We start from the raw sequence: 22,029 nt of genomic DNA, 5'->3' as shown, positions 1-22,029 counted from the left end.
GTTCAGATGGCGTTTTATCTATGCCATCTGCGCGTGCGATTTTATTATCTAGCGTTGGCTGTATGTTGGTTCTGAGCCTATTAATGGTGGCTTCGGCGTCTATTCCTTTTGCGCTCAGTCGCGGCATGACAGAGCTAAAGTTTTTCTACAATCAGCTTCTATACATGGGCATTGGACTGGCTATTGCAGCGGTTTCTTATCGGGTTGTATCCTTAAAGACCTTATATAAGACCGAAACTCAATTTATACTCTTAGCCATTACGGGAGCCTTGCTATTTGCAACCTTATTTAGCACACCCATTAATGGCTCGAAGCGCTGGTTAACCTTAGCAGGATTCAACTTCCAGGTAGCAGAGCTTGCAAAGCTTGTAATGATTATATTTGTCTCAGATTTTGTCGTACGGCGCTCATTCGAAGTTCGTAACGGTTGGGATGGCTTTTTAAGGATTGCTTTGGTGGTTGGGATGATAACTTTCCTATTATTAGCGCAGCCAGATTTTGGCTCCTTTGTGGTTATCATTGGTATGGTCTTTGCGATTTTTTATATCGCTGGTGCTCCTTACAAACAGTTTATCGCCTTGGGTGCGGTCGCTGTCGGCGGCGCAGTATTAATGGTTGCGACGGTACAGTACCGATTGGTACGAGTGATGTCTTTTCTAGACCCATTTGATGATGTGCAAGATACTGATTATCAGTTGGCACGCAGTTTAATTGCCTTTGGTCGTGGACAGTTTACCGGCGTTGGTTATGGTGAAAGTGTGCAAAAACTGTCGCATTTGCCAGAAGCGCATACCGATTTTTTATTAGCCATTACGGGTGAAGAATTGGGTTTCGTTGGGGTGACTATGATTCTAATACTTGAAGCGCTGATTATCGGTAGTGCCATGCGTATCAGTTATACCGCTCTAAAGCGTCGGCAGATGCGCATGAGCTATACTGCTTTTGGGATTGCAGTGGTATTTATTGCACAGACTATTATCAATGCTGCAATGAATATGGGTGCAATTCCGACTAAAGGTTTGACAATGCCTTTCTTTAGTTATGGTGGCTCATCAATGTTGATTAGCCTAGTGATGGTGGCAGTGCTACTAAAGATTTATAAAGAAAGTCCTGAGATTGAAAAAAGCCAATGTCGCTATTACTAATTGGTGTTTTTGATTTAGAGAAGCGTCGCTTATAGCGGCGTTTTTTTGTTAAATAGTGGGCATATTTAAAGACTGCCTACCTTGTAATGGCGTGCTATCCCATTGAGTAATCGCTTGATTTAACATACGCTCTGGCGAGTCATGCTCGACTGGTAACTGCCCTAATAGCTTTAACGCATACGCAAGTAATTTACTTGGATGACGGGTATCGATAGGCTGCGCAAGATTTTGCTTGGAAAGTTTTTGACCATCTGAATTGCATATCAAGGGCAGATGATACCAATGACTGATCGTCGGTAAGCGTGCTGCTTGCATGATACTGATTTGAGCAGTCGTCATCGGTAAGATGTCCAAACCACGCATGATATGAGTGACTTGCTGTAGTCCGTCATCAAGACTTGCCGCCAAAATATAATTAATCATGCCATCTTGACGTCGAGCCACCATGTCCCCTAAAGTTTGCTGCGGATTATCCCACTGTATGCCCTGGATACCATCATTAAATCCAATACAGTAATCTGGCAGCTGTATACGCAGTTTATGTTGTGTAGGACTTAAATCCTCCTCAATACAAAAACGTGGATAGCGTTGTCTATTAGGCTGTAGATCGCTATCTACTTGTCTATTATCGTTAATAGACAAGTCAGTGGATAATTTTACATCATTAAGCGCTATTTGTTGTTCTTGCTGTGTCCAATAATGCTCTAAACGCTTACGTGAGCACTGACAGCCATAAGTCAGAGGACTTAATACTGAAGAGACATAATCATTATAAATATCAATGCGCTCAGACTGAAAAATAACATCGTCATCCCAGTTGAGCCCAAGCGCCTCTAAATCTATCAAAATTTGCTCGGTAAACTGTCTGTCACAACGTTCGGTGTCCGTATCTTCGATACGTAATAACCATTTGCCACCGAGTGATTTGATATGACAAAAGCTTGCAAGCGCGGTCGTTAACGAACCTAGATGCAGCTCACCTGTGGGTGAAGGCGCAAAACGGCCGATAGGCTGCGTCAATTCAATATTGGTTGGCATAGTTTTTTCTGACTTAGACGGGGTAGAGGTTTTCAACATAGACAGTTATTGTAAAATGACTGGAGAGATAAATAGAATAAACAATCCCATTATAAAAAGATATTTAACAAATACGCTTATTTTGTTGGTGACTCGTCAACCTGCGTAAAGCCTATTTATAAAACGCAACGAGCGACCAATCAATGGTCGCTCGTCGTTATTGTCATGCTTAATCAAAATGGCTTCAGTTCACTATATCTTGTATTTAGCAAACCTAAGCGCTTTTAGGTATGACCTTGGTTTTGGCGTTCTTTAATCTCAGACAATGTTTTGCAATCAATACACTGAGTTGCTGTTGGACGTGCTTCAAGACGACGCAAACCAATCTCTACGCCACAGGTTTCACAAAAACCATAATCATCATTTTCAATTTCTGAGATAGACTTGTCAATTTTGCGAATAAGCTTACGTTCGCGGTCACGCGTACGCAAAGTCAGCGCAAACTCTTCTTCTTGAGTGGCGCGATCATTGATGTCTGGCATGGCGCTCGACTCATCTTGAATATAAGTCTTAGTGCGATCCGCTTCACCGATAAGCTGATGCTTCCAGTCTAATAACATTGCCTTAAAATGTGCCAACTGCTCATCAGACATATACTCTTCGTCTTTGGCAGGTGCATAAGGCGTAAACTTAACATCACTTGGATTCGTGGTCAGGGTGCTCATATGGGTATCCTACTTTTTCAAATTAATTCAATAAAACGTGCTGTCAAAAGACCAGACGTTATCAATTTACCAAACGCTATAAATTTTCCCTTTATAAAACGTTTTACCACTTAGTAACACAGCTGATCTGATTAAAATGTTTGTCTCAATATGCTGATAATGACGTATCAATGGTCAAGTATATTGTCATAAATATTTATATTTAAATGGTTATGCCTAAATAAAATAATAAGTCACTGACTGTGAACACTTAAATTGTGGTCGATGTAGCCATCCTAGCTATTATAATATTGCCTAATGATATATTAAACTGTTGTGATTTTTATCACTATTTATCGTTTGTAATGCTGTCTTCAAAATATAGCTCTCAAGACAAAAATGCGATTAGTTATATTTATATCAACCTATACTGTGCCAGCCATTCTATAACGAATCAAGCAAAATCAGCGAGCAATATAGCCGACAGCCTCAAAGCACCATTATAGCCAGACAAGTAATCAATTCTAGTCAATAAAACTGGTCGTCAAGTATCTAGTCTTTCAACCCAGCTTGCAACCTTTCCATTGTTGGCTAATTGCAACCAACGATACCCTGGGCGCATATTTTTATCGTAGGCAAAATTGTCTTCAAACGGCTTAAATTGATAGCAGGTAGAAGGAGTGCTATATACAGTGACACCTTGATGATGGCGTGTTTGCTCTTGATGGGTATGTCCATTGATAATAACGCTAAGATTTTCAAAGGGGGTTATATGCTGCCAGAACTCCTCTGCATTCTCTGCCATATGGCTATCAATCCATTCGGAATCTACGGGCAATACATGATGATGGAGCGCGATGAGAGCGGGCTTAGCACAAAATGCTAGCTGCTCACGTACCCAATCAATGTCGGTTGATGTAATCTCGCCTTCTACTTTGCCAGTAATCGATGAGTCTAGTAAAAGCAGCTGCCAATGCTCAGATTCAATCAAATGACGGCTAAGCAGACGTGGGTCAGAAGCCCTCGCAATCAGCGTCCGTTGGTAAAAAGGTAAATCCTCACCCATCTCATCAGTCACGTCATGATTGCCAGCAATACAGGCAAAGGGAATACCCGTCTCCTTCAATACTGTAAAAATATGGTCATAAATAGCAGGCTCTACTTTATTGACCAAATCGCCTGTTACAATAATTAAATCACACCGTATCTCTTTGCTCAATGCTTGCTTGATAATTGCCTCAAAACTATATTGGCAAACAGCGACTTCACTACTGGTTTCATCAGCAGAAGCCGGCACGTGTGATGATAGATGCAAATCAGTGATTTGCAATACATTCACCTGTCCGTCTGGCGTGCTGACGGCACTCACAGGATAGCTTGGCATTAAATTTTGTCCCTTATCGAAGACTAACAATGAACACTTTTAGGATATTCAGATAATTAAATGCACCATGGCAGCTCACCTGATTTCTCAATGTCGTTTTTATAGAGCGCATTTTAGACTGCTGATAAGAAGGGTGTTCCCTCTTGCGTAAAGCGCTATTAACTATCATATTGATAGCATTCGTGAAATTTTACAACATTAAACGTATGAAAGCTTTAGCAATTTTAATGAAATAAAGTTGTGCAAGGGAAAGAGATATTTGAGAGCATTACCTATGGCTATAGTGTGTTATGGCAAATGGCCTACCTTCTAACGGCGTGGCGACCAAAACTTTGCCAATATAGATTTTGATGTGGTCAGTTTTGAGATGATTAAAGCGGTAAAGAACAAACTGGCTAAGACCAAGACGATAGAGAGTCCAGTTTGGATATCAAGCCAAATACTACCCCATACACCGAGTGTCACACCAAGTTGTGCTGTAAATAGGGCGAGAATCACCATCTGTTTTGGTGACGCTGACCACAGGCGAGCAGTAAGAGCTGGTAATACCAATAAGCCGCTGATCAATAAGCTGCCAACAGCTTGCAAAGCGATGGCACAGAACCCTGCTAATACGCCCATAAAAAACAGACGTTGGCGAGTAGGGTTAACGCCTTGTATACGTGCCAAAGCTTCATGGGTTGCCAATTTAATTTGGGCAGGCCATATATAAATGAGTAATGCCAAACCGACCAATACGCTGCCAGCAATTAAGGGCAAGTCTGCCCAATCAAGCTCAAGCAAGTTACCAAACAAGAACCCTAAGACGTTTGCTTGCTGATCGGTTAGTTGGGTTAAAGTTAATAATCCCAGACACAGTAAGGATACGGCAACCACTGCTAGTACAGCATCGGCTGGTAAGCGTTCATCATCCATAAATACCAGTCCCAATACCACCAGCACGCTGACCAATGCAATACCGATACCCATTGGCATCTGCCACCATACCGCCAGTGCCACACCTAGTAATGTCCCATGTGCTAATGCATCAGCGAAAAAAGCCATACGTCGCCACAACACCAAGCATCCTAAAGGTGCTGAAAGCAATGCTAAAATACTACCGGCAATCCAAGCAGGCGCAATAATGGCTAACCAAGCACTCATAATACATATCCGTAAATTTTTATAAAAAAGGTGTCAGGCATTTTTGATTTAAGTCATTTGATTTTTATTATATCTAGCTTGGTGCGTGATGCTCGCAGGCATGCGGCTGATGGACATACGGTTGCTCGTAATGATGACCGAATAGCTTTTGAAACTCACTGCTGATGGCAAGCTCGCTCGGTTGACCTTCACAGCAAATATGCTTATTCAAGCAAATCACTCGTCGACTGCCTTTCATGACCCAGTGCAAATCATGCGAGACTACTAACATAGCACAGCGTAAAAATTCCGGTAGTTCATCAATAAATTGATACAACCAAACTTCCGTTTCAGGATCAAGACCTTGCATCGGCTCATCTAAAATCAATAAGTTGGGCTTATCTAATAACGCCCGTGCCAATAATACCCGTTGAGTTTCACCTCCAGAGAGGTGCAGCATCTGCCGCGAGAGTAAATGGGTCAATGATAATTTATCAAATATAAACTGCCGCTGCTCTGCCGTAAGGCGTTTTTTACGGGCTTGCGCTAAAAGGTCGCTGACACGTAATGGCAGTATTGGTGGCACAGAAAATCGCTGCGGCACATAGCCTATCTGTAAAGGCTCAGAAGGTGTGACCTGTCCAGATGTTGGTACAATCAGTCCCAAAATAAGCTTAACCAGCGTCGACTTGCCCGCACCATTGGGACCAATAACGCTTACCGTCTCATTGACAGCAATGTCAATATTAATATTAGACAGTAAACGTTGTTGACCAATATAGTAGCTGACATTGCTTAAGTTCAGCAGCTTACTTGTATTATTCATCAGATGACCGCGCATATGGATAGGGAATAGGTTTAAATATAACAGTAATCTAAATTTTTACTGACAGGCTTGGCAACGACCGCTCAGCTCAATCACACTACGAGCAACGGTAAAGCCGATATCTTCTTCAGCAAAGCTCATCATCTCTTGCACAGGTAAGCTGCTACACTCTTGTACGCGTTGACACTGCTCACAAATTAAAAAGGCTGCCGTATGATGAGCGCGTGGATGACAGCAAGGTACATAAGCATTGATAGAGGTCAGCTGATGAATCAAACCTTCGCTCAATAAAAACTCTAAACTGCGATATACAGTTGGCGGTGCGACATTTTTCGTGCCCTCAAGCTCACTGTCATTATCTAAGAGTCGCATTTGCTGTAACTGAGTGATTAAATCATAAGCGCCTACTGGTTTATTGGCTTGCAATACCAGCATATATATTTGCTGCCGTAAGGGGGTAAAACGCACACCTCGCATACGAGACTGCTCTTTTGCTGCTTCTAGACGCTCGGTCACATCCTGTGGCGTAAAATCTTGCACGTCATGAGCATGCTCACAGTTCGATGAAGTGGTCGGCATAGCATAAACTCCCAAAAGCATTTTCAATAAATGCAGAAAGCATTCGGTTTTAATTAAATTCCGCACAGTATAACGGTAAATGGCTATATCAATACGTAGATTTGCCAAACCTTACTATTACTTTTAATCAACATCGCTTTTGTAGGTTGGACCGCGGTTAGCAAAAACAGAATAGCTGAAATGCAAAATAAAAGTGGGATTTCATTATGTTATAGTATAACATAATGATTGGAAACTTAATATATTAAAGATATCGCAGTTCAATGACTTAATAGGATCAATAACGCATGATTGCCAATGCTCATAAAGCCACGCCGATTGTAGATAACAGCTTAAACGTTCAAGAAAAGAACCTTTTGCATAAAGTGCAGCAATTAACACAGCAGTACTTCTTAATAGCTAGCTTGTTGATGTTAGGGTTTTTGGCGTTACCAGCTCAAGCGGCAACGGTGAGTGTGAGTGTGAGTGTGAGTAATTATCCATTATTTTTGTTAAGCCAAGCAGTTACTGAAGGCGCACCCCCTGCCAAGCAGTTGCTACAAGCGGGAGAGGTTGGGCATCATGGTAGTATCAGCCCCGGCGATATTAAGGCAATTCAAGACAGCACCTTTGTGGTTTGGTTTGGTGAGCCGTTAGAAAATAACTTGGCAGCAAATTTAAACGACGCGCCTAACTCTATCGCTTTATTTAAGTTTGATGCTTTTAATCGCCATCCTTTGCGTGATATCAAAGGCAAGCCTATCGCTGGCACGCTTGATCCACATATTTGGTTGGATCCTAACAACGCCAAAGCCATTACCCGTGCGCTTGCCGTCATACATAGTCATGCCAATCCGCAATATAAAAAACTTTATCATGCCAATGCACAAAAATTTGCCCAGCGTATGGATGCAGCAGTAGCAGGGTCAAACAGTAGTGCTAAACAAAAACCTTTGCCGTATTGGGCTTATCATGATGCTTATCAATATATGGAAAACAGCATCAACCTACAGCTCATTGGCAGCTTAAGTACTGATGATCATTTAGCACCAAAAGCCAGTCAATTACGCTGGCTTAACGAGCAGCGCCCAGCTAATCAGATGTGTCTGGTCAGTCCAAGTGCGCCTGCCAAAGGTTTACTTGCCAAGTTACAGCCTGTTCAAGAAACCGTTCAGGCAGAAGATATGAGTAATAGTAAAGACTTTGTCAGTGGGTGGCAAACGATGGCACAGCAAATTCGCCAATGTATATCATAATGGACTTATTAGAATAAGTGATTGAAACTGTTAATTAAGAATCTCTAAAGACTGTGATATAGTGCCGGTCAAAGACTGGTTATCTACGCTTAAGTATCTGAATTCTTGATGATTGAGCTAGGTGACTGATAAAAGGTATATTTTACTTGCTTAAAAGGGGCTCGCTCCCTATAATAAGTGGCGTTTAATTTTGGTTAAAAGGTAACATCTGTAGAGTGAGCCATTCACGGATAATAGTGTCGCGATGATATTAGATAGCGATATAATCCAAATGTTTAAGGCTATAGGAATACCGATGACCAAGCCTGCCAAACGCACACAAAAAGATAAAATTGGTATTTATATCAAACGTCAAGCATGGATACTGTTTATCCTTATTATTATTGCTTGGCTTGTAGATACGATATGGCTGCACAGTTCGCTAACCGTTGCAAAAAGTACCGCTATTGGTGCCTTGCTAAGTTTTGCCACACAAGCTGTCTTTGCCTTTTTTATCTTTTGGTATACCGGTTATCGCGCGCGCTTACATATTGTTAGCCAGCTTTATCGGGGTCAGATGGCCAAATGGCTATTGACTGTGTTTGGTTTCGCACTAATTTTTATTACCGTACAACCCCTATCTGCGCCAGCGCTGTTTATCGGTTTTATGGTAATGCAAATTAGTCACAGTTGGATGTTGTGGCATATACGCTAGTGTTAATAAATGATAACTATATACATAGTTACAGTATTCATTGCGCTTAGCAAGTCACCCTGCCGTCCAGCTTCTCTATGACTGATTTTAGAAAGTCGAAGCATAATAATTGTCTTAGGACAGTACCAACTATCGTGATATGAGCGTTTGATATAAGGTAGCGTGCAGTAATGTGCGGGTAGGGGAACGCGAAATGAGCGTTTACTACTATTTATAATTAAATTCTTACAATTTAATTATAGATGCGAAGCAACGGTGTTAAACGCCCCTAGCAGCTAACTTATTCATACAGCGGATAAAAAAGTCACAATTGACTTTACACGAATACAACCCTGCATTAATATATGCAGCTAAATATTTTACTTAACAGCGCTGTATTAAGCGTCGACTGTCAAAACACAGTGATAATAAGTAAACATATACATAAGAATTTTGCGTACACATGTAAAGGGCTATTACTGAACTATCATAAGCCCTTTTTTGATAGCTAAAATTTATCTTACGCTATCAAATCAGCATGAGTCATTGAACTATGGGTTGGATGTTATTGGTTACATGAGCGTGTTAGCATGAGTCATTTGCTTGCTTTGTTGTAAGGCAGATAAACATACTAAAATCTCATCAGATGACAACCATATTTTTGGTAGTTGATTAAATCGTTGATTAATAAGAAGCTGACATTATGGCAGGCGAGCAAACAACAACAGAATATATCTCTCACCACTTAACGAACTGGACGTACGGCTATCTGCCGGGCGAAGGTTGGAAAGTTGCCTATAATGCTGAAGAAGCTAGTGCAATGGGCTTTAAAGCTATCCACCTTGATTCTATGCTTTGGTCAATTGGTCTAGGCATTGTTTTCTGCGCCATCTTTTGGATGGTCGCTAGGAAAGTCACTTCAGGCGTGCCGGGTAAAACTCAGGCTGCGGTTGAGATGATCGTTGAGTTCGTTGATAACAACGTTCGTGATTCGTATAGTGGTACCTCAAAGCTGATTGCGCCTTTGGCGTTGACTATCTTTGTATGGATATTCTTAATGAACTTGATGGATTTACTACCCGTCGACTTTATCCCTATGATTGCTGGCCAAATCGGCGCACTGATGGGACATGATCCACATCATGTGTACTTTAAGATTGTTCCAACCACGGATCCTAATATCACGCTTGGCATGTCTTTTTCTGTCTTTATACTGATTCTGTTTTATAGTATCAAAGAAAAAGGTTTGGGCGGCTTTGTAGGCGAGCTAACACTGCATCCGTTTAGTGCCAAAAACCCTATCGTACAAATTATTTTAATACCCATCAACTTTATCTTAGAGTTTGTTACTTTGATAGCGAAACCTATCTCTTTAGGTTTACGACTATTCGGTAACATGTATGCTGGTGAGTTGATTTTCATACTGATTGCCTTAATGCCGTTTTGGATTCAATGGGCGTTATCAGTACCGTGGGCTATTTTCCACATCTTAATTATTACACTTCAAGCGTTCGTATTTATGATGCTGACGATAGTTTATATGTCACTTGCATCATCAACTGAACATTAATTAGACATTCAATAGGTAAATGAGGATACATCCATGGATCCAGTATTAGGTGGTTACACAGTTATCGCAGTAGCACTACTTATCGGTTTAGGTGCACTAGGTACAGGTATTGGTTTTGCTATTCTAGGTGGTAAATTCCTAGAAGGCGTTGCGCGTCAGCCAGAACTTGGTTCACAGTTGCAAACTCGTATGTTCATCGTAGCAGGTCTTCTTGATGCTATTCCGATGATCGGTGTTGGTATTGCTATGCTATTGTTGTTCGCTAACCCTCTAGCAGGTTAATCAGAAAGCTCAGTTGTAAATGTTTGGTAGTCAAAGTTTGTATCTTAACCATAGCCAAAGTTTGGCTATCAAATATGATCAATGAAACTGATTTTTCATTAACAAAGAGGTGATCACGTGAATATCAATTCTACCCTCATCGGTCAAGCCATTGCTTTTGCAATCTTTGTGATGTTCTGCATGAAATTCGTGTGGCCACCACTTATCGGCGCAATTAATGACCGTCAGCGTAAAATTGCTGAAGGCTTAAATGCCGCAGAAAAAGCAAAAGCAGATTTGGCGACCGCGGAGCGAGATGTACAGCAGGAGCTTGATCTTGCAAAGACTAAAGCTGCTGCTCTGATCGAGCAAGCAAATAAAAGCGCCAATCAACTTGTTGAAGATGCAAAATCGCAAGCCCAAGTGGAAGGCGAGCGCATTCGTCAACAAGCGCAAGCCTCTATCGACCAAGAAATCAATCAAGCACGTGAATCATTACGTGCCCAAGTTGCTGAATTGGCGGTACTTGGTGCAGAAAAGATTTTGCAAGACAAAGTCGATGTGCAAAAACATGCCAGCATGTTAGACCAACTGGCGGCGAAGCTGTAATTGTGAGGATATAATGGCTGACTTATCAACCTTAGCACGACCGTACGCTAAAGCCGCGTTTGACTATGCCAATGAAAACGGGGCAGTAAATGAGTGGGAAGACTTCTTATTTGTTGCCGCCACCGTTGTCAATGACAAGTCGTTCAGTACTTGGCTAGACAATCCAGCTGTTTCTGCTGAGCATAAGTCAGCTGCTTTGGTCGATCTTTATGATACGCAAGTAGCTAGCGCTAATGATTCTGCTTTTAAGCAGTTATTAGATGCAAATAAAGGGGTTCGCCCTGACAGCAACGCCAGCTATCCAAAAGTATCAGTAGCATTTAGTAACTTCGTTAAACAGTTATCAGAACAAGAGCGTCTGGCGCTGCTTCCTGAAGTTTATGAGCATTATCGCCGTCACAAGGCAGTAAGCTTAAAGCAGCTTGACGCTTATGTGACCTCTGCTTATCCATTAACCGATGATCAGCGTGATATGCTACAAGCACGTCTTGCTGCTTCGCTAAATGCTAGCGTAGTGATTCATGAATCGGTGGATGCCAGTCTTTTGGCAGGCGTTACGATCAAAGTCGGTGACAAAGTTATCGATGATTCGATGCGCGGCAAGTTACAACAGTTAAAAACACAGCTAACGGCCTAATGCCAATCATTAACGTAGCTTAATCAAGCATGCGTGATATAAGAGCATTTACGTCAGTGGCGGGTTATCATAAATTAAAGGAAACAAGGCAATGCAACAATTGAATCCAGCGGAAATCAGTAACCTGATTAAGCAGCGCATTCAAGACCTTGATGCGGGTGCAACTGCAAAGAATGAAGGCACGATTGTCAAAGTATCTGACGGTATCGTGCAGATTCATGGTCTTGAAGATGCCATGTACGGCGAAATGATTGAGTTTGAAGGTGAAGTCTATGGAATGGCGCTCAACTTAGAGCGTGATTCTGTTGGCGCAGTAGTACTGGGTGACTTCCTAAAACTACAAGAAGGTCAAAAAGCCTATTGTACTGGTCGTATCCTTGAAGTTCCGGTAGGTCCTGAGTTGCTAGGCCGTGTTGTTGATGCTTTAGGTAACCCTATTGATGGCAAAGGTCCTATTAATGCCAAAATGACTGACAAAGTTGAGAAGATCGCCCCAGGCGTTATCGATCGTCAGTCAGTTGATCAGCCAGTCATGACAGGTTATAAGTCTGTTGATACCATGATTCCAATCGGTCGTGGTCAGCGTGAGCTTATCATTGGTGATCGTCAGACGGGTAAAACCGCGATGGCTATCGATGCGATTATTGCACAGAAATCATCTGGCATTAAGTGTGTCTATGTTGCAATCGGTCAGAAGCGTTCTACCATTGCTAACGTGGTGCGTAAACTCGAGCAAACTGGTGCCCTTGAATATACGACGGTTGTAGTAGCGTCAGCATCAGAGCCAGCAGCACTACAATATATCGCACCGTACTCAGGTTGCACGATGGGTGAATACTTCCGTGACCGTGGCGAAGATGCACTGATTGTATTTGATGACTTATCAAAGCAAGCAGTAGCGTATCGTCAAATCTCACTACTATTACGTCGTCCGCCAGGTCGTGAAGCGTATCCTGGTGATGTATTCTATTTACACTCACGTTTACTTGAGCGTGCATCACGCGTAAACGCGGCGTATGTAGAAAAATTCACCAATGGTGAAGTGGTTGGTAAAACGGGTTCTCTAACTGCGCTACCTATCATTGAAACCCAAGCAGGTGACGTATCTGCATTTGTACCGACTAACGTGATTTCAATCACTGATGGTCAGATTTTCTTAGAGTCCAGCCTATTTAACTCAGGTATCCGTCCGGCTGTGAACGCTGGTATTTCGGTATCACGTGTTGGTGGTGCGGCTCAGACTAAGATTATTAAGAAACTGTCTGGTGGTATCCGTACCGCACTGGCTCAGTATCGTGAACTTGCAGCATTCGCTCAGTTTGCATCAGATCTTGATGATGTGACTCGTGAACAGCTTGACCACGGTGAGCGTGTGACTGAATTGATGAAGCAAAAACAGTATCAGCCAATGTCAATCTCTGAGCAAGCCGCTGTTATCTATGCGTCAAACGAAGGTTTCTTAGCAGACGTACCAGTTGAAAAAATCGGTTCTTTTGAAGAAGCTTACTTACGCTACATGCATGATGAGCAAGCTGACTTAATGAAAGAGATTGATGACACTGCGAATTATAACGATGATATCGCAGGTCGTTTAAAATCGTCTTTAGAGACTTTTAAACAAAATCACAGTTATTAATTTAACGGGTTAAGCCAGTTTTGTTGTGGCTTTAGTGTTAGAGCTTATGGAGTGGCGCGTTGTCTGATAAGCTTTTTATTAAGACAGCAGCGCCACTTTAGTCACAACTCATGGTATATGGTTGCGTCATGCCACAAGATATTAAAACATTTAAACAATGATGCAATGCTAAATGGTACATTGTTAACGAGAATACCGTTTTATATTGAAATATTGTTGCATGCGCCAATGCTTTTTTAACCCTCTTATATTGGAATCATTATGGCAAACTTAAAAGAAATACGTGCCAAAGTCACCAGTATTCAAAGCACCCAGAAAATTACTCGCGCTATGCAAATGGTAGCCGCCAGTAAAATGCGCCGTGCCCAAGAGCGCATGGAAGTGGGTCGCCCGTATGCTGATAGTATGCGCCGGGTTATTTCGCATTTGGTGCATGCCTCATCCGATTATAAACATCCGTATATGGTAAGCCGCCCAGTCAATAGAGTTGGCTATATTGTCATCACATCTGACCGTGGTCTAGCGGGTGGTTTGAATATCAACTTATTCAAAGCCCTATCTAAAAATATCCAGAAATACCAAGAGCAGTCTGTACAAGCTGAATTTGCTGTCATTGGCGCTAAAGGTGTCAGCTTCTTTAAAAGCTTTGGTGGTAAAGTCACCTCAGCCGTAACTGATTATGGTGATAAACCTACTTTTGAGCAGATAAATGCACCAGTTCAAGCGATGCTTGACGATTATACTAACGGTAAAATAGACCGCATTTATGTGGTTTATAATAAGTTTGTCAATGCAATGACCCAAAAGCCAACGGTCAATCAGTTGGTGCCTTTACCAGAGAGTGCGTTTGGTGAAGAAGAGAGCGGTATTCAGACTGAACTTAGCTGGGATTATATCTACGAGCCTGATATCAAAACATTGATTGATGAATTGCTTGGACGTTACATTGAGTCTATCGTCTATCAAGCGGTGATGGAAAACATTGCCTCTGAGCAGTCCTCACGTATGGTTGCGATGAAAGCGGCGACAGATAATGCTGGCGACCTAATTAACGATTTACAGTTGGTTTATAACAAGCTGCGTCAAGCGGCGATTACCCGAGAAATATCGGAAATCGTTGGTGGTGCTGCTGCTGTTTCATAATTGAAACCCTTTATAAAACCCAATATATACAGAATTTCCAGGAGAACGCAATGAGTAGCGGTCGTATTGTACAGATTATTGGCGCGGTTCTTGACGTTGAGTTCAACCGTAATGAAGTACCTAAGATTTTTGATGCTTTGCTAGTTGATGGCACCGAAACTACTTTAGAAGTACAGCAACAGCTGGGTGATGGCATCGTACGTACGATTGCTATGGGTTCTACTGAAGGACTCAAGCGTAACCTTCCAGTTACCAATACTGGTGGCCCAATTTCTGTGCCAGTTGGTATCGGTACGCTAGGTCGCATCATGGATGTTCTTGGTCGTCCTATCGATGAAGAAGGTCCAGTACAAGCAGATGAGCGCTGGTCAATTCACCGTGAAGCGCCAAGCTATGCAGAACAATCAAACAGTACTGAGCTGTTAGAGACTGGTATTAAAGTAATCGATTTACTTTGCCCGTTTGCTAAAGGTGGTAAAGTTGGTCTGTTTGGTGGTGCTGGTGTTGGTAAAACCGTCAACATGATGGAATTGATCAACAACATCGCGCTTAAGCATGAAGGTTTGTCAGTATTTGCGGGTGTTGGTGAGCGTACGCGTGAAGGTAATGACTTCTATCACGAAATGCAAGAAGCTGGCGTTGTAAACACTGAAGACTTTAGCAAATCTAAAGTAGCAATGGTATACGGTCAGATGAATGAGCCACCGGGTAACCGTTTACGTGTGGCACTGTCTGGTTTGACCATGGCTGAGTATTTCCGTGATACGAAAGATCCTGCTACTGGCAAAGGTCGTGACGTATTGTTGTTTGTTGATAACATCTACCGTTATACTCTAGCCGGTACTGAAGTATCAGCATTGCTTGGTCGTATGCCATCAGCGGTTGGTTATCAGCCAACACTTGCTGAAGAGATGGGTATGCTGCAAGAGCGTATTACTTCTACGCAATCAGGCTCTATTACTTCTGTACAAGCGGTATATGTACCTGCGGATGATTTGACGGATCCATCACCAGCAACGACGTTTGCTCACTTGGATGCAACAGTGGTACTAAGCCGTGATATCGCTTCACAAGGTATTTATCCTGCGGTTGATCCACTAGATTCAACCTCACGTCAGCTTGATCCATTGGTTATCGGTGAAGAGCATTACAACGTTGCTCGTGGTGTTCAGGAAGTTCTACAGCGCTATAAAGAACTGAAAGACATCATCGCAATTTTGGGTATGGATGAGTTATCAGAAGAAGATAAACTGGTTGTTTATCGCGCTCGTAAAATTCAGCGCTTCTTATCACAGCCATTCCATGTCGCTGAAGTCTTCACTGGCGCACCTGGTAAATATGTCCCACTACGCGATACCATTGCGAGCTTCAAAGCAATCATCGCAGGTGAGTATGACAGCTTACCAGAGCAAGCCTTCTACATGGCTGGCGGCATCGATGAAGTCGTTGCTAAAGCTGAAAAAATGAAGTCTTCTGCTGCGTAAGTGGTATTAGTATTCGCTAAAAAGTAGGTGTAATATAAACTTTATATCTACTCTTTAGTAACGTGTTGCGTTTTTGATCGCGCTTTGATAGTAAGGAATTAAGTATGGCAACGTTACAATGTCGCGTCGTAAGTGCTCGTGAAGAGTTGTATTCAGGCGAAATTAGCATGTTAATAGCTAGTGGTACCGAAGGCGAGATTGGTATATTGCCAGGTCACACTCCGCTTATTACTTTGCTAAAGCCAGGTGCAATGCGCGTACAAACGCCAAATGGCGAAGAAGAAGTGATTTACGTCTCAGGTGGCGTACTAGAAGTACAGCCAAAAATGGTTACCGTACTTGCTGATACTGCCATGCGTGCACATAACCTTGACGAAAGTAAAATCGTTGAAGCACGTAAGAAAGCGGAGCAAATGCTGGTCAACCAGTCTGATACCGTACAAACTAATGCTGCCTTGGCGTCATTGGCGGAATCTGTTGCCCAGCTACAGACCATCCGTAAGTACAAAAACCGTGCTTAATATTTTTTGTTTGTAAGAGTAAATATTTACTCTTGTAAGCAATAATAAAAAAACAGTCCTTTATGGGCTGTTTTTTTATGGCTGTTGGTTTTATTGGATAGTGATGGTTTTTAGCTTTTAGCCAAAAAGCTACTAGCAACAATGGCAATATATGGTTATATTAAGGGTTGAAAAATAGTTTGCTAACTTATAGAGTTGAGCTGTTTTATGCGCTTTACTTAATGATCAGGCTTATGATCGAAAGCTTTAGACATAGCGAAACGGTTATGAGCAAATAAAGTTATTTGACGCTTTTTGAATACGATAAACGGTATGATTTTTGCACGTAAAATAAAGTTTTAATGGTCGTAGTTTATAGGTTTTGTTAACGACTATAAGCTATAGTATAGGAAGCTGCAGGATTAATAGTATACTGTGCTGCCAAGTTTGTAACAGCTATATAAACAGCAGTTGCACTATTTTGTAGTGCTATTCATTTTACTGCTCTTATTTTGACTACTTTTAAATGAGATGTACTAGAGGATATAACAATGACAACGAATGATGATGACAACACCCCCCGAATTTTGATTGTTGAGGACGATGAGCGTCTGGCCATGTTGACCCAAGATTATTTGGTCAAAAACGGTCTAGAAGTGGCGATTGAAACGGATGGTAATCGCGCCATTCGTCGTATTGTCAATGAGCAGCCAGATTTGGTTGTACTTGATGTCATGCTTCCAGGTAGCGATGGCTTGACAGTCTGCCGTGAAGTACGTCCACATTACCAAAACCCTATCTTGATGCTGACTGCACGCACAGAAGATATGGATCAAGTATTGGGTCTTGAGATGGGCGCCGACGATTATGTCGCAAAGCCTGCTCAGCCACGTGTTTTATTAGCGCGTATTCGTGCATTATTACGCCGTTCAGAAAACGCCCCGTCAGAAGATGTGCCGCAGCGTCTAGAGTTTGGTGAATTGGTTATCGATAATGGTGGTCGTTCAGTGAATCTAGGTGATGAGTTAGTAGATTTCACCAGTGCAGAATATGACCTACTATGGTTGCTTGCTTCTAATGCTGGTCGTATTCTATCTCGCGAAGATATCTTTGAGCGTCTACGTGGTATTGAGTATGATGGTCAAGATCGCTCTATTGACGTCCGTATCTCACGCATTCGTCCAAAAATCGGTGATGATCCAGAAAACCCAAAACGTATCAAAACCGTACGTAGTAAAGGCTATCTATTCGTAAAAGAAGGCAACTAATCGCCGACTTTTGCTATAAGTCTTGATTGTTCCTCGTTAAACCCTAAAAAACCAGCGTAAAGCTGGTTTTTTAGGGTTTAAATATTAAGTTTTTAACCTTAATTGCTGCGTTATGTGGTTTAATTAAGCGATAATTTTATGTACCAGTTTAATTATCATTAAATATATATCACAGCGAATATTATCCTATTATGGTTATAATAGGTATTATTCTATTGATAACGCTTATTCATCAGGTTGGTCACGGCACGTATGTCATTAGTCTCTTCTCTTAAACACAGTATTTTTGTTCGTATTTATGCAGGGCTATTGATAGTCTGCTTGTGTGTGGCACTATTTGCCCAGCTATTGATGGATACCATTAATAAAGAGCGGGTCCAATCTTATCGTGAAAATATGGCGACAGGGGCGTTTCATATCGTGAGTGAGGGTTTGGCTCACCAAGAAAACGAGGCGCAACGTGATTATTGGTTGTCTGATGCCAGTAGTTTGTTTGGCTCAGAATTTAAGATCGTGTCTATCGATGAAGTGGATTTTAATGCCAGCGAGCTGCGCCGTTTTGAGAAAGAAAACACGGTCGTACGCTATATCAGTCAACTGACCACTGCCGATGTCTATTATCGCCTACCAGACAATCAAGGTGTTTTGACTGCGCGTATCTCACAAGTGACTGAACAGCAAGTCAGAGCTATCGCCGTATTTTTGCTAGATGATTTGTCCTATTATATTACTTTGTCTGATAAACGCGCACGTTTGGCACAGTTAGAAGAAAAGTTTTCATTTCCTTTAGCATTTAAAGCAGTAGCGGCGCTCAATTTGGATCCTGATCAGATGGCACGCTTGCGCCGTGATGAGGTGGTTATCTTATTGCAAGATACCAATACCAGTAAAAGTAACTCGTCTATCAAAGTCATTGTGCCGTCTGAAATTAGTGATATGGCAATTTTGATCGGTCCAGTACCTTTGTTTAATTGGTTCCCATTAAACTTGATCGTCAGTATGATTTTGATCAGTATGTTTTTAATTAGTTTGGGTGTGTATGCACTGATTTTCCCGCTTGAGCGCAAGTTACAACTAATACAGGTCGGGGTAAATGAGGTCAGTAAAGGCAATCTTGAAAGTCAAGTACAGGTGATTGGTCAAGATGAAATCGCCCGTTTAGCTGCAACCTTTAATGCCATGACTTCTCATATTAAGCGTTTGATTGAGTCGCAGCGAGAGCTAACGCGAGCGGTGTCACATGAGTTACGTACGCCCGTTGCACGTATTCGCTTTGCTGTTGATATGCTGGCAGATACTGATGATGAAGATTCGCGTTTTATGCAGCGTGACTTTATTGATGAAGATATCGAAGCGCTTAATGGCTTGATTGATGAAATTCTCACCTATGCGAAACTTGAAGAAGGCTCGCCCAAACTAGATTTGGAACCAGTCAATCTTCGAGAGCTGCTTGAGCAGATTGAGCGTGAAACCAATGCCTTGGGTAAACCGATTAAAATTGTCACTAAACTGCCAAATGCTAAAGTAGAAGCAATAGCAGATAGACGCTACTTACATCGCGTGATTCAAAATTTGGCTGGTAATGCTCTGCGTTATGCAGAGACTACGATTATCATTAGTGCTGGGGTCAAAAAGGGCAATGCCTTTGTCAGCGTTGAAGATGATGGTCACGGTATTCCAGAAGCAGATCGCGAAAAGGTCTTTATTCCATTCTCCCGCTTAGATGACAGTCGGACGCGTGCCTCAGGTGGCTACGGTTTGGGCTTGTCTATCGTATCACGCATTGCTTTTTGGTTTAATGGTCGTATGAAGGTTGATGAGAGCCGAGATCTTGGTGGCGCGCGGTTTGTGATGACATGGCCTATCAAGCCACTGACACAAATTTTAGCGGCCGATGAATTAACCCAAGATAAGAGTGAGCGTGAGTTTGATGCATAAGCATCATCAATATACTTTTGAAATAAAACAGTGCTGTTAAGATGACTTTTATAAAGGTATCAAAACGCCTATCGAAATACTATTTCACTTGTAGCTATGTTATTTCTAACTGATCATAAATGACGCTAACAAGTTATTTATTGCTGTTATTTAGTCTTTAATGGAGGAGGGCAACGGATGCCGTATTTATTTGGAGGTTTGGTGGTATTAAATGCTGTGACACTAGGATATTATTTATTCTTACAGCAGCCAAGTACTACTCAGACGCTAAAGGTAGCGCAGGATGAGATTACCCAGCCTTTAGCGTTTATTAACAGTGCTGAGTATATTCCGCCGGCTATTGGCAACAAGTAATAAGTTTTATAACCGTTGAAGTTTTTATATCTAAAGAAAAATAATACTAAAAAAGCAACGATAGCCAGTCGTTGCTTTTTTAGTATTATTGATTGGCACTATTATGATCAGTTCAATATAAAAGTGATTAAGCGAGAAAAATTCGTCCCAGTCTCGCCCTATAAAATTACGTATCTATTTTATTTAATATCAACTGTCTCAATAAATGGCTTTGTAGCGGGATTGACATTCAAAGGTTGTTCTCCGGCAACTTCTGAAATGAGAGGGATGCGAATACAGACTTGCAGACCACCATCTGGATGATTAATAGCCTCAACTGTTCCATGATGCAAGCGGGCGATACGGTCAACAATCGCCAAGCCGAGTCCACTACCCTGAGTGGTACGCGCTGATTCGCCACGCTCAAACGGCTGCATGACACGCTCGAGTTGGTCTTCTGCCACCCCATCGCCGCAGTCTCGCACACATATAATCAACTGCTCTTTTGCTTCTTTATTGACTGTATTTTCGGTCACGACATCGCTGTATTCTATCACCTCTTTTTCTACAAAGGTTGGCATGACAACAGCAGACAGATAAATAGGCGGCTCACCATAACGCTTGGCATTATTCACCAGATTGATAATCAGGCGCTTAATCGACATAGGACGTACGGGCACAAGCTTGCTGCATTCTGACTGATAAATAAACTCTAGTGGCGCAAATTGCACCATAATCTCATTAAATATGGTATCTAAATTGGTAAGGCGTACAGGCTCATCGGAGCCATCTTTCATAAACGAGATAAATTGCTCTAAAATAGCATCCATATCTTCGATATCGTAAATCAACCCTTCACGAAAAAAATCATCGGGCAGCATTTCAGCAGTTAAGCGCATACGAGTCAGCGGGGTACGCAAATCGTGTGAGATGCCAGCTAACATAATCGTACGCTCTTTTTGCGCCTGGTTAAGAGTAGTAAACAGGCGGTTAAAAGCCATATTTACTTGGCGAATCTCGGTAGGACCATGACGGGTCGGTAGCGTTGTTGCATGACCCAACTGAATATAGTTGGTAGCAGCACGTTGAAGATAACGTAGAGGACGATTTAATTGACGGGCTAATAAAATAATCGTCAACAGTGTCAAAATGGGTAGTCCAAACAAAAACAAGATCAATAAAGTAGGGCTGTACTGCGAATAATAGACCACAGGTTCGCGTATCCAAAAACTGCTATCACGACTGTCTTGTACCCAAAGCTGAGGGGTTGGTTTAAATTTAAAATATACTTCAACTGGTCGCCCCAATTGTGCACTGATTTCTCGCTGTAAGACATCCGTAAAAACACTGACAAAAGCTTTGTCCGCAACCTCTGGAAAGTCACTTGGATTATCTACCACTACTACATGTGAATGCTGATAAATCCACTGACGGACTTCAGGATTGTCCCGCCAGTCTCGATTGGCGCTGTTCATCAGCCGAAGCTCGCTGGTCAAATAGCGCGCATGGCTTTTGAGCTCGGGTAAATATAGACTACGCCAAAAAAACAAAATTGATACCCCGACGCTAATGAGAACAATAAAAGCCACCATTAGAGTGGTTAGCAGACTATTAGAGTAAGAGCGGGGTAACCAGCTTTTATGAGGCAATGGTGGGTTTGGCGTGGTCATAGGAATCCAAATTATAATGAGGCAGTGACAGATGCTATTGCTAGGATAGCATAACCCATTAATAACGCTGCCAGCTTTCATCGACAACGCTGGCAATATCATCCGCTTAAGATAAAGGCATATGATAGAGGAGTATCCATCATATTAGCAGCGTGAATGATGAATCTTATTTACAGTCATAACGATTTAAGCTATTGTTAATAAATAATTAAATAAGCACAGTTTATGTTTTCAATAAAATAAGACTGTGGTATAATTATGCCCTTTTTGGTATACCTGCGAAAGAGAGAATTCA

Annotated in this window: 21 protein-coding genes; 14 read left to right on the top strand and 7 right to left on the bottom strand. The window is 41.9% G+C overall.

From position 1 onward, the window contains the following. The first annotated feature begins 20 nt into the window (after window positions 1-20). Entirely contained in the window at window positions 21-1,145 is a 1,125-nt protein-coding gene (locus JMX89_RS08085) for an FtsW/RodA/SpoVE family cell cycle protein (protein WP_149493099.1), read from the top strand. A gap of 48 nt (window positions 1,146-1,193) precedes the next feature. Here JMX89_RS08085 and gluQRS read toward each other — a convergent pair whose 3' ends face one another. The 6 genes from gluQRS to JMX89_RS08055 all read right to left on the bottom strand — a co-directional run bounded on the left by gluQRS (window position 1,194) and on the right by JMX89_RS08055 (window position 6,777). Continuing rightward, window positions 1,194-2,183: a tRNA glutamyl-Q(34) synthetase GluQRS gene (gluQRS, locus tag JMX89_RS08080; RefSeq protein WP_149409719.1), complete on the bottom strand. Its 990-nt coding sequence runs from the start codon at window positions 2,181-2,183 to the stop codon at window positions 1,194-1,196. A gap of 263 nt (window positions 2,184-2,446) precedes the next feature. Continuing rightward, window positions 2,447-2,887, bottom strand: a complete 441-nt coding sequence (gene dksA / locus JMX89_RS08075) for an RNA polymerase-binding protein DksA (RefSeq protein WP_011514645.1) — start codon at window positions 2,885-2,887, stop codon at window positions 2,447-2,449. Between the two features lie 523 nt (window positions 2,888-3,410). Beyond that, entirely contained in the window at window positions 3,411-4,250 is an 840-nt protein-coding gene (locus JMX89_RS08070; protein WP_149409720.1) for a metallophosphoesterase, read from the bottom strand. Between the two features lie 309 nt (window positions 4,251-4,559). Next, the gene (locus JMX89_RS08065) at window positions 4,560-5,393 is read right to left on the bottom strand and encodes a metal ABC transporter permease (RefSeq protein ID WP_149409721.1); all 834 of its coding nucleotides are present in this window, start codon (window positions 5,391-5,393) and stop codon (window positions 4,560-4,562) included. Window positions 5,394-5,466: 73 nt separating this feature from the next. After that, window positions 5,467-6,198, bottom strand: coding sequence for a metal ABC transporter ATP-binding protein (locus JMX89_RS08060; protein ID WP_227673050.1), 732 nt, complete (start codon window positions 6,196-6,198; stop codon window positions 5,467-5,469). 57 nt (window positions 6,199-6,255) lie between these two features. Next, window positions 6,256-6,777, bottom strand: coding sequence for a Fur family transcriptional regulator (locus tag JMX89_RS08055; RefSeq protein WP_149493096.1), 522 nt, complete (start codon window positions 6,775-6,777; stop codon window positions 6,256-6,258). A 287-nt stretch (window positions 6,778-7,064) separates the two neighbouring features. On the opposite strand from JMX89_RS08055, the gene JMX89_RS08050 reads away from it, so the two are divergent. The 13 genes from JMX89_RS08050 to JMX89_RS07990 all read left to right on the top strand — a co-directional run bounded on the left by JMX89_RS08050 (window position 7,065) and on the right by JMX89_RS07990 (window position 20,085). Next, window positions 7,065-8,012, top strand: coding sequence for a metal ABC transporter solute-binding protein, Zn/Mn family (locus tag JMX89_RS08050; protein ID WP_201531889.1), 948 nt, complete (start codon window positions 7,065-7,067; stop codon window positions 8,010-8,012). A gap of 295 nt (window positions 8,013-8,307) precedes the next feature. Beyond that, window positions 8,308-8,706 (top strand): ATP synthase subunit I, encoded by a 399-nt coding sequence (locus JMX89_RS08045; RefSeq protein WP_149493094.1) that lies wholly within the window; start codon window positions 8,308-8,310, stop codon window positions 8,704-8,706. Between the two features lie 682 nt (window positions 8,707-9,388). Continuing rightward, the gene (atpB, locus tag JMX89_RS08040; protein ID WP_011514638.1) at window positions 9,389-10,255 is read left to right on the top strand and encodes a F0F1 ATP synthase subunit A; all 867 of its coding nucleotides are present in this window, start codon (window positions 9,389-9,391) and stop codon (window positions 10,253-10,255) included. Window positions 10,256-10,288: 33 nt separating this feature from the next. Continuing rightward, window positions 10,289-10,537 (top strand): F0F1 ATP synthase subunit C, encoded by a 249-nt coding sequence (atpE, locus tag JMX89_RS08035; RefSeq protein ID WP_010197960.1) that lies wholly within the window; start codon window positions 10,289-10,291, stop codon window positions 10,535-10,537. 117 nt (window positions 10,538-10,654) lie between these two features. Beyond that, the gene (locus tag JMX89_RS08030; protein WP_011514637.1) at window positions 10,655-11,125 is read left to right on the top strand and encodes a F0F1 ATP synthase subunit B; all 471 of its coding nucleotides are present in this window, start codon (window positions 10,655-10,657) and stop codon (window positions 11,123-11,125) included. Window positions 11,126-11,138: 13 nt separating this feature from the next. Further along, window positions 11,139-11,762 carry a F0F1 ATP synthase subunit delta gene (locus JMX89_RS08025; protein WP_020444434.1) on the top strand — a complete coding sequence of 208 codons (624 nt, stop codon included), beginning with the start codon at window positions 11,139-11,141 and terminating at the stop codon, window positions 11,760-11,762. A 91-nt stretch (window positions 11,763-11,853) separates the two neighbouring features. Then, window positions 11,854-13,398 (top strand): F0F1 ATP synthase subunit alpha, encoded by a 1,545-nt coding sequence (atpA, locus tag JMX89_RS08020; protein ID WP_011514635.1) that lies wholly within the window; start codon window positions 11,854-11,856, stop codon window positions 13,396-13,398. 261 nt (window positions 13,399-13,659) lie between these two features. Further along, window positions 13,660-14,541: a F0F1 ATP synthase subunit gamma gene (gene atpG / locus JMX89_RS08015; protein ID WP_011514634.1), complete on the top strand. Its 882-nt coding sequence runs from the start codon at window positions 13,660-13,662 to the stop codon at window positions 14,539-14,541. Between the two features lie 50 nt (window positions 14,542-14,591). Next, the gene (gene atpD / locus JMX89_RS08010; RefSeq protein ID WP_011514633.1) at window positions 14,592-16,025 is read left to right on the top strand and encodes a F0F1 ATP synthase subunit beta; all 1,434 of its coding nucleotides are present in this window, start codon (window positions 14,592-14,594) and stop codon (window positions 16,023-16,025) included. Between the two features lie 104 nt (window positions 16,026-16,129). Beyond that, window positions 16,130-16,546, top strand: a complete 417-nt coding sequence (locus JMX89_RS08005) for a F0F1 ATP synthase subunit epsilon (protein WP_149493092.1) — start codon at window positions 16,130-16,132, stop codon at window positions 16,544-16,546. A gap of 530 nt (window positions 16,547-17,076) precedes the next feature. Continuing rightward, on the top strand, window positions 17,077-17,793 hold the full coding sequence (locus tag JMX89_RS08000; protein WP_020444432.1) for a response regulator: 717 nt from the start codon (window positions 17,077-17,079) through the stop codon (window positions 17,791-17,793). Between the two features lie 252 nt (window positions 17,794-18,045). After that, window positions 18,046-19,731 (top strand): ATP-binding protein, encoded by a 1,686-nt coding sequence (locus JMX89_RS07995; RefSeq protein ID WP_020444431.1) that lies wholly within the window; start codon window positions 18,046-18,048, stop codon window positions 19,729-19,731. Between the two features lie 177 nt (window positions 19,732-19,908). Continuing rightward, a complete protein-coding gene (locus tag JMX89_RS07990) occupies window positions 19,909-20,085 on the top strand; it encodes a hypothetical protein (RefSeq protein ID WP_201531891.1) in 177 nt (58 codons plus the stop codon). A 179-nt stretch (window positions 20,086-20,264) separates the two neighbouring features. Here the strand turns inward: JMX89_RS07990 and JMX89_RS07985 are convergent, their stop codons facing one another. After that, the gene (locus tag JMX89_RS07985) at window positions 20,265-21,734 is read right to left on the bottom strand and encodes an ATP-binding protein (RefSeq protein WP_133104947.1); all 1,470 of its coding nucleotides are present in this window, start codon (window positions 21,732-21,734) and stop codon (window positions 20,265-20,267) included. Window positions 21,735-22,029 lie beyond the last annotated feature (295 nt).

It is taken from the genome of Psychrobacter sp. DD43 (assembly GCF_904846555.1).
Lineage (GTDB): Bacteria > Pseudomonadota > Gammaproteobacteria > Pseudomonadales > Moraxellaceae > Psychrobacter > Psychrobacter cryohalolentis.
The sequence above is the reverse complement of the archived record's forward strand: the minus strand, read 5'-3'. Positions and strand labels throughout refer to the sequence as shown.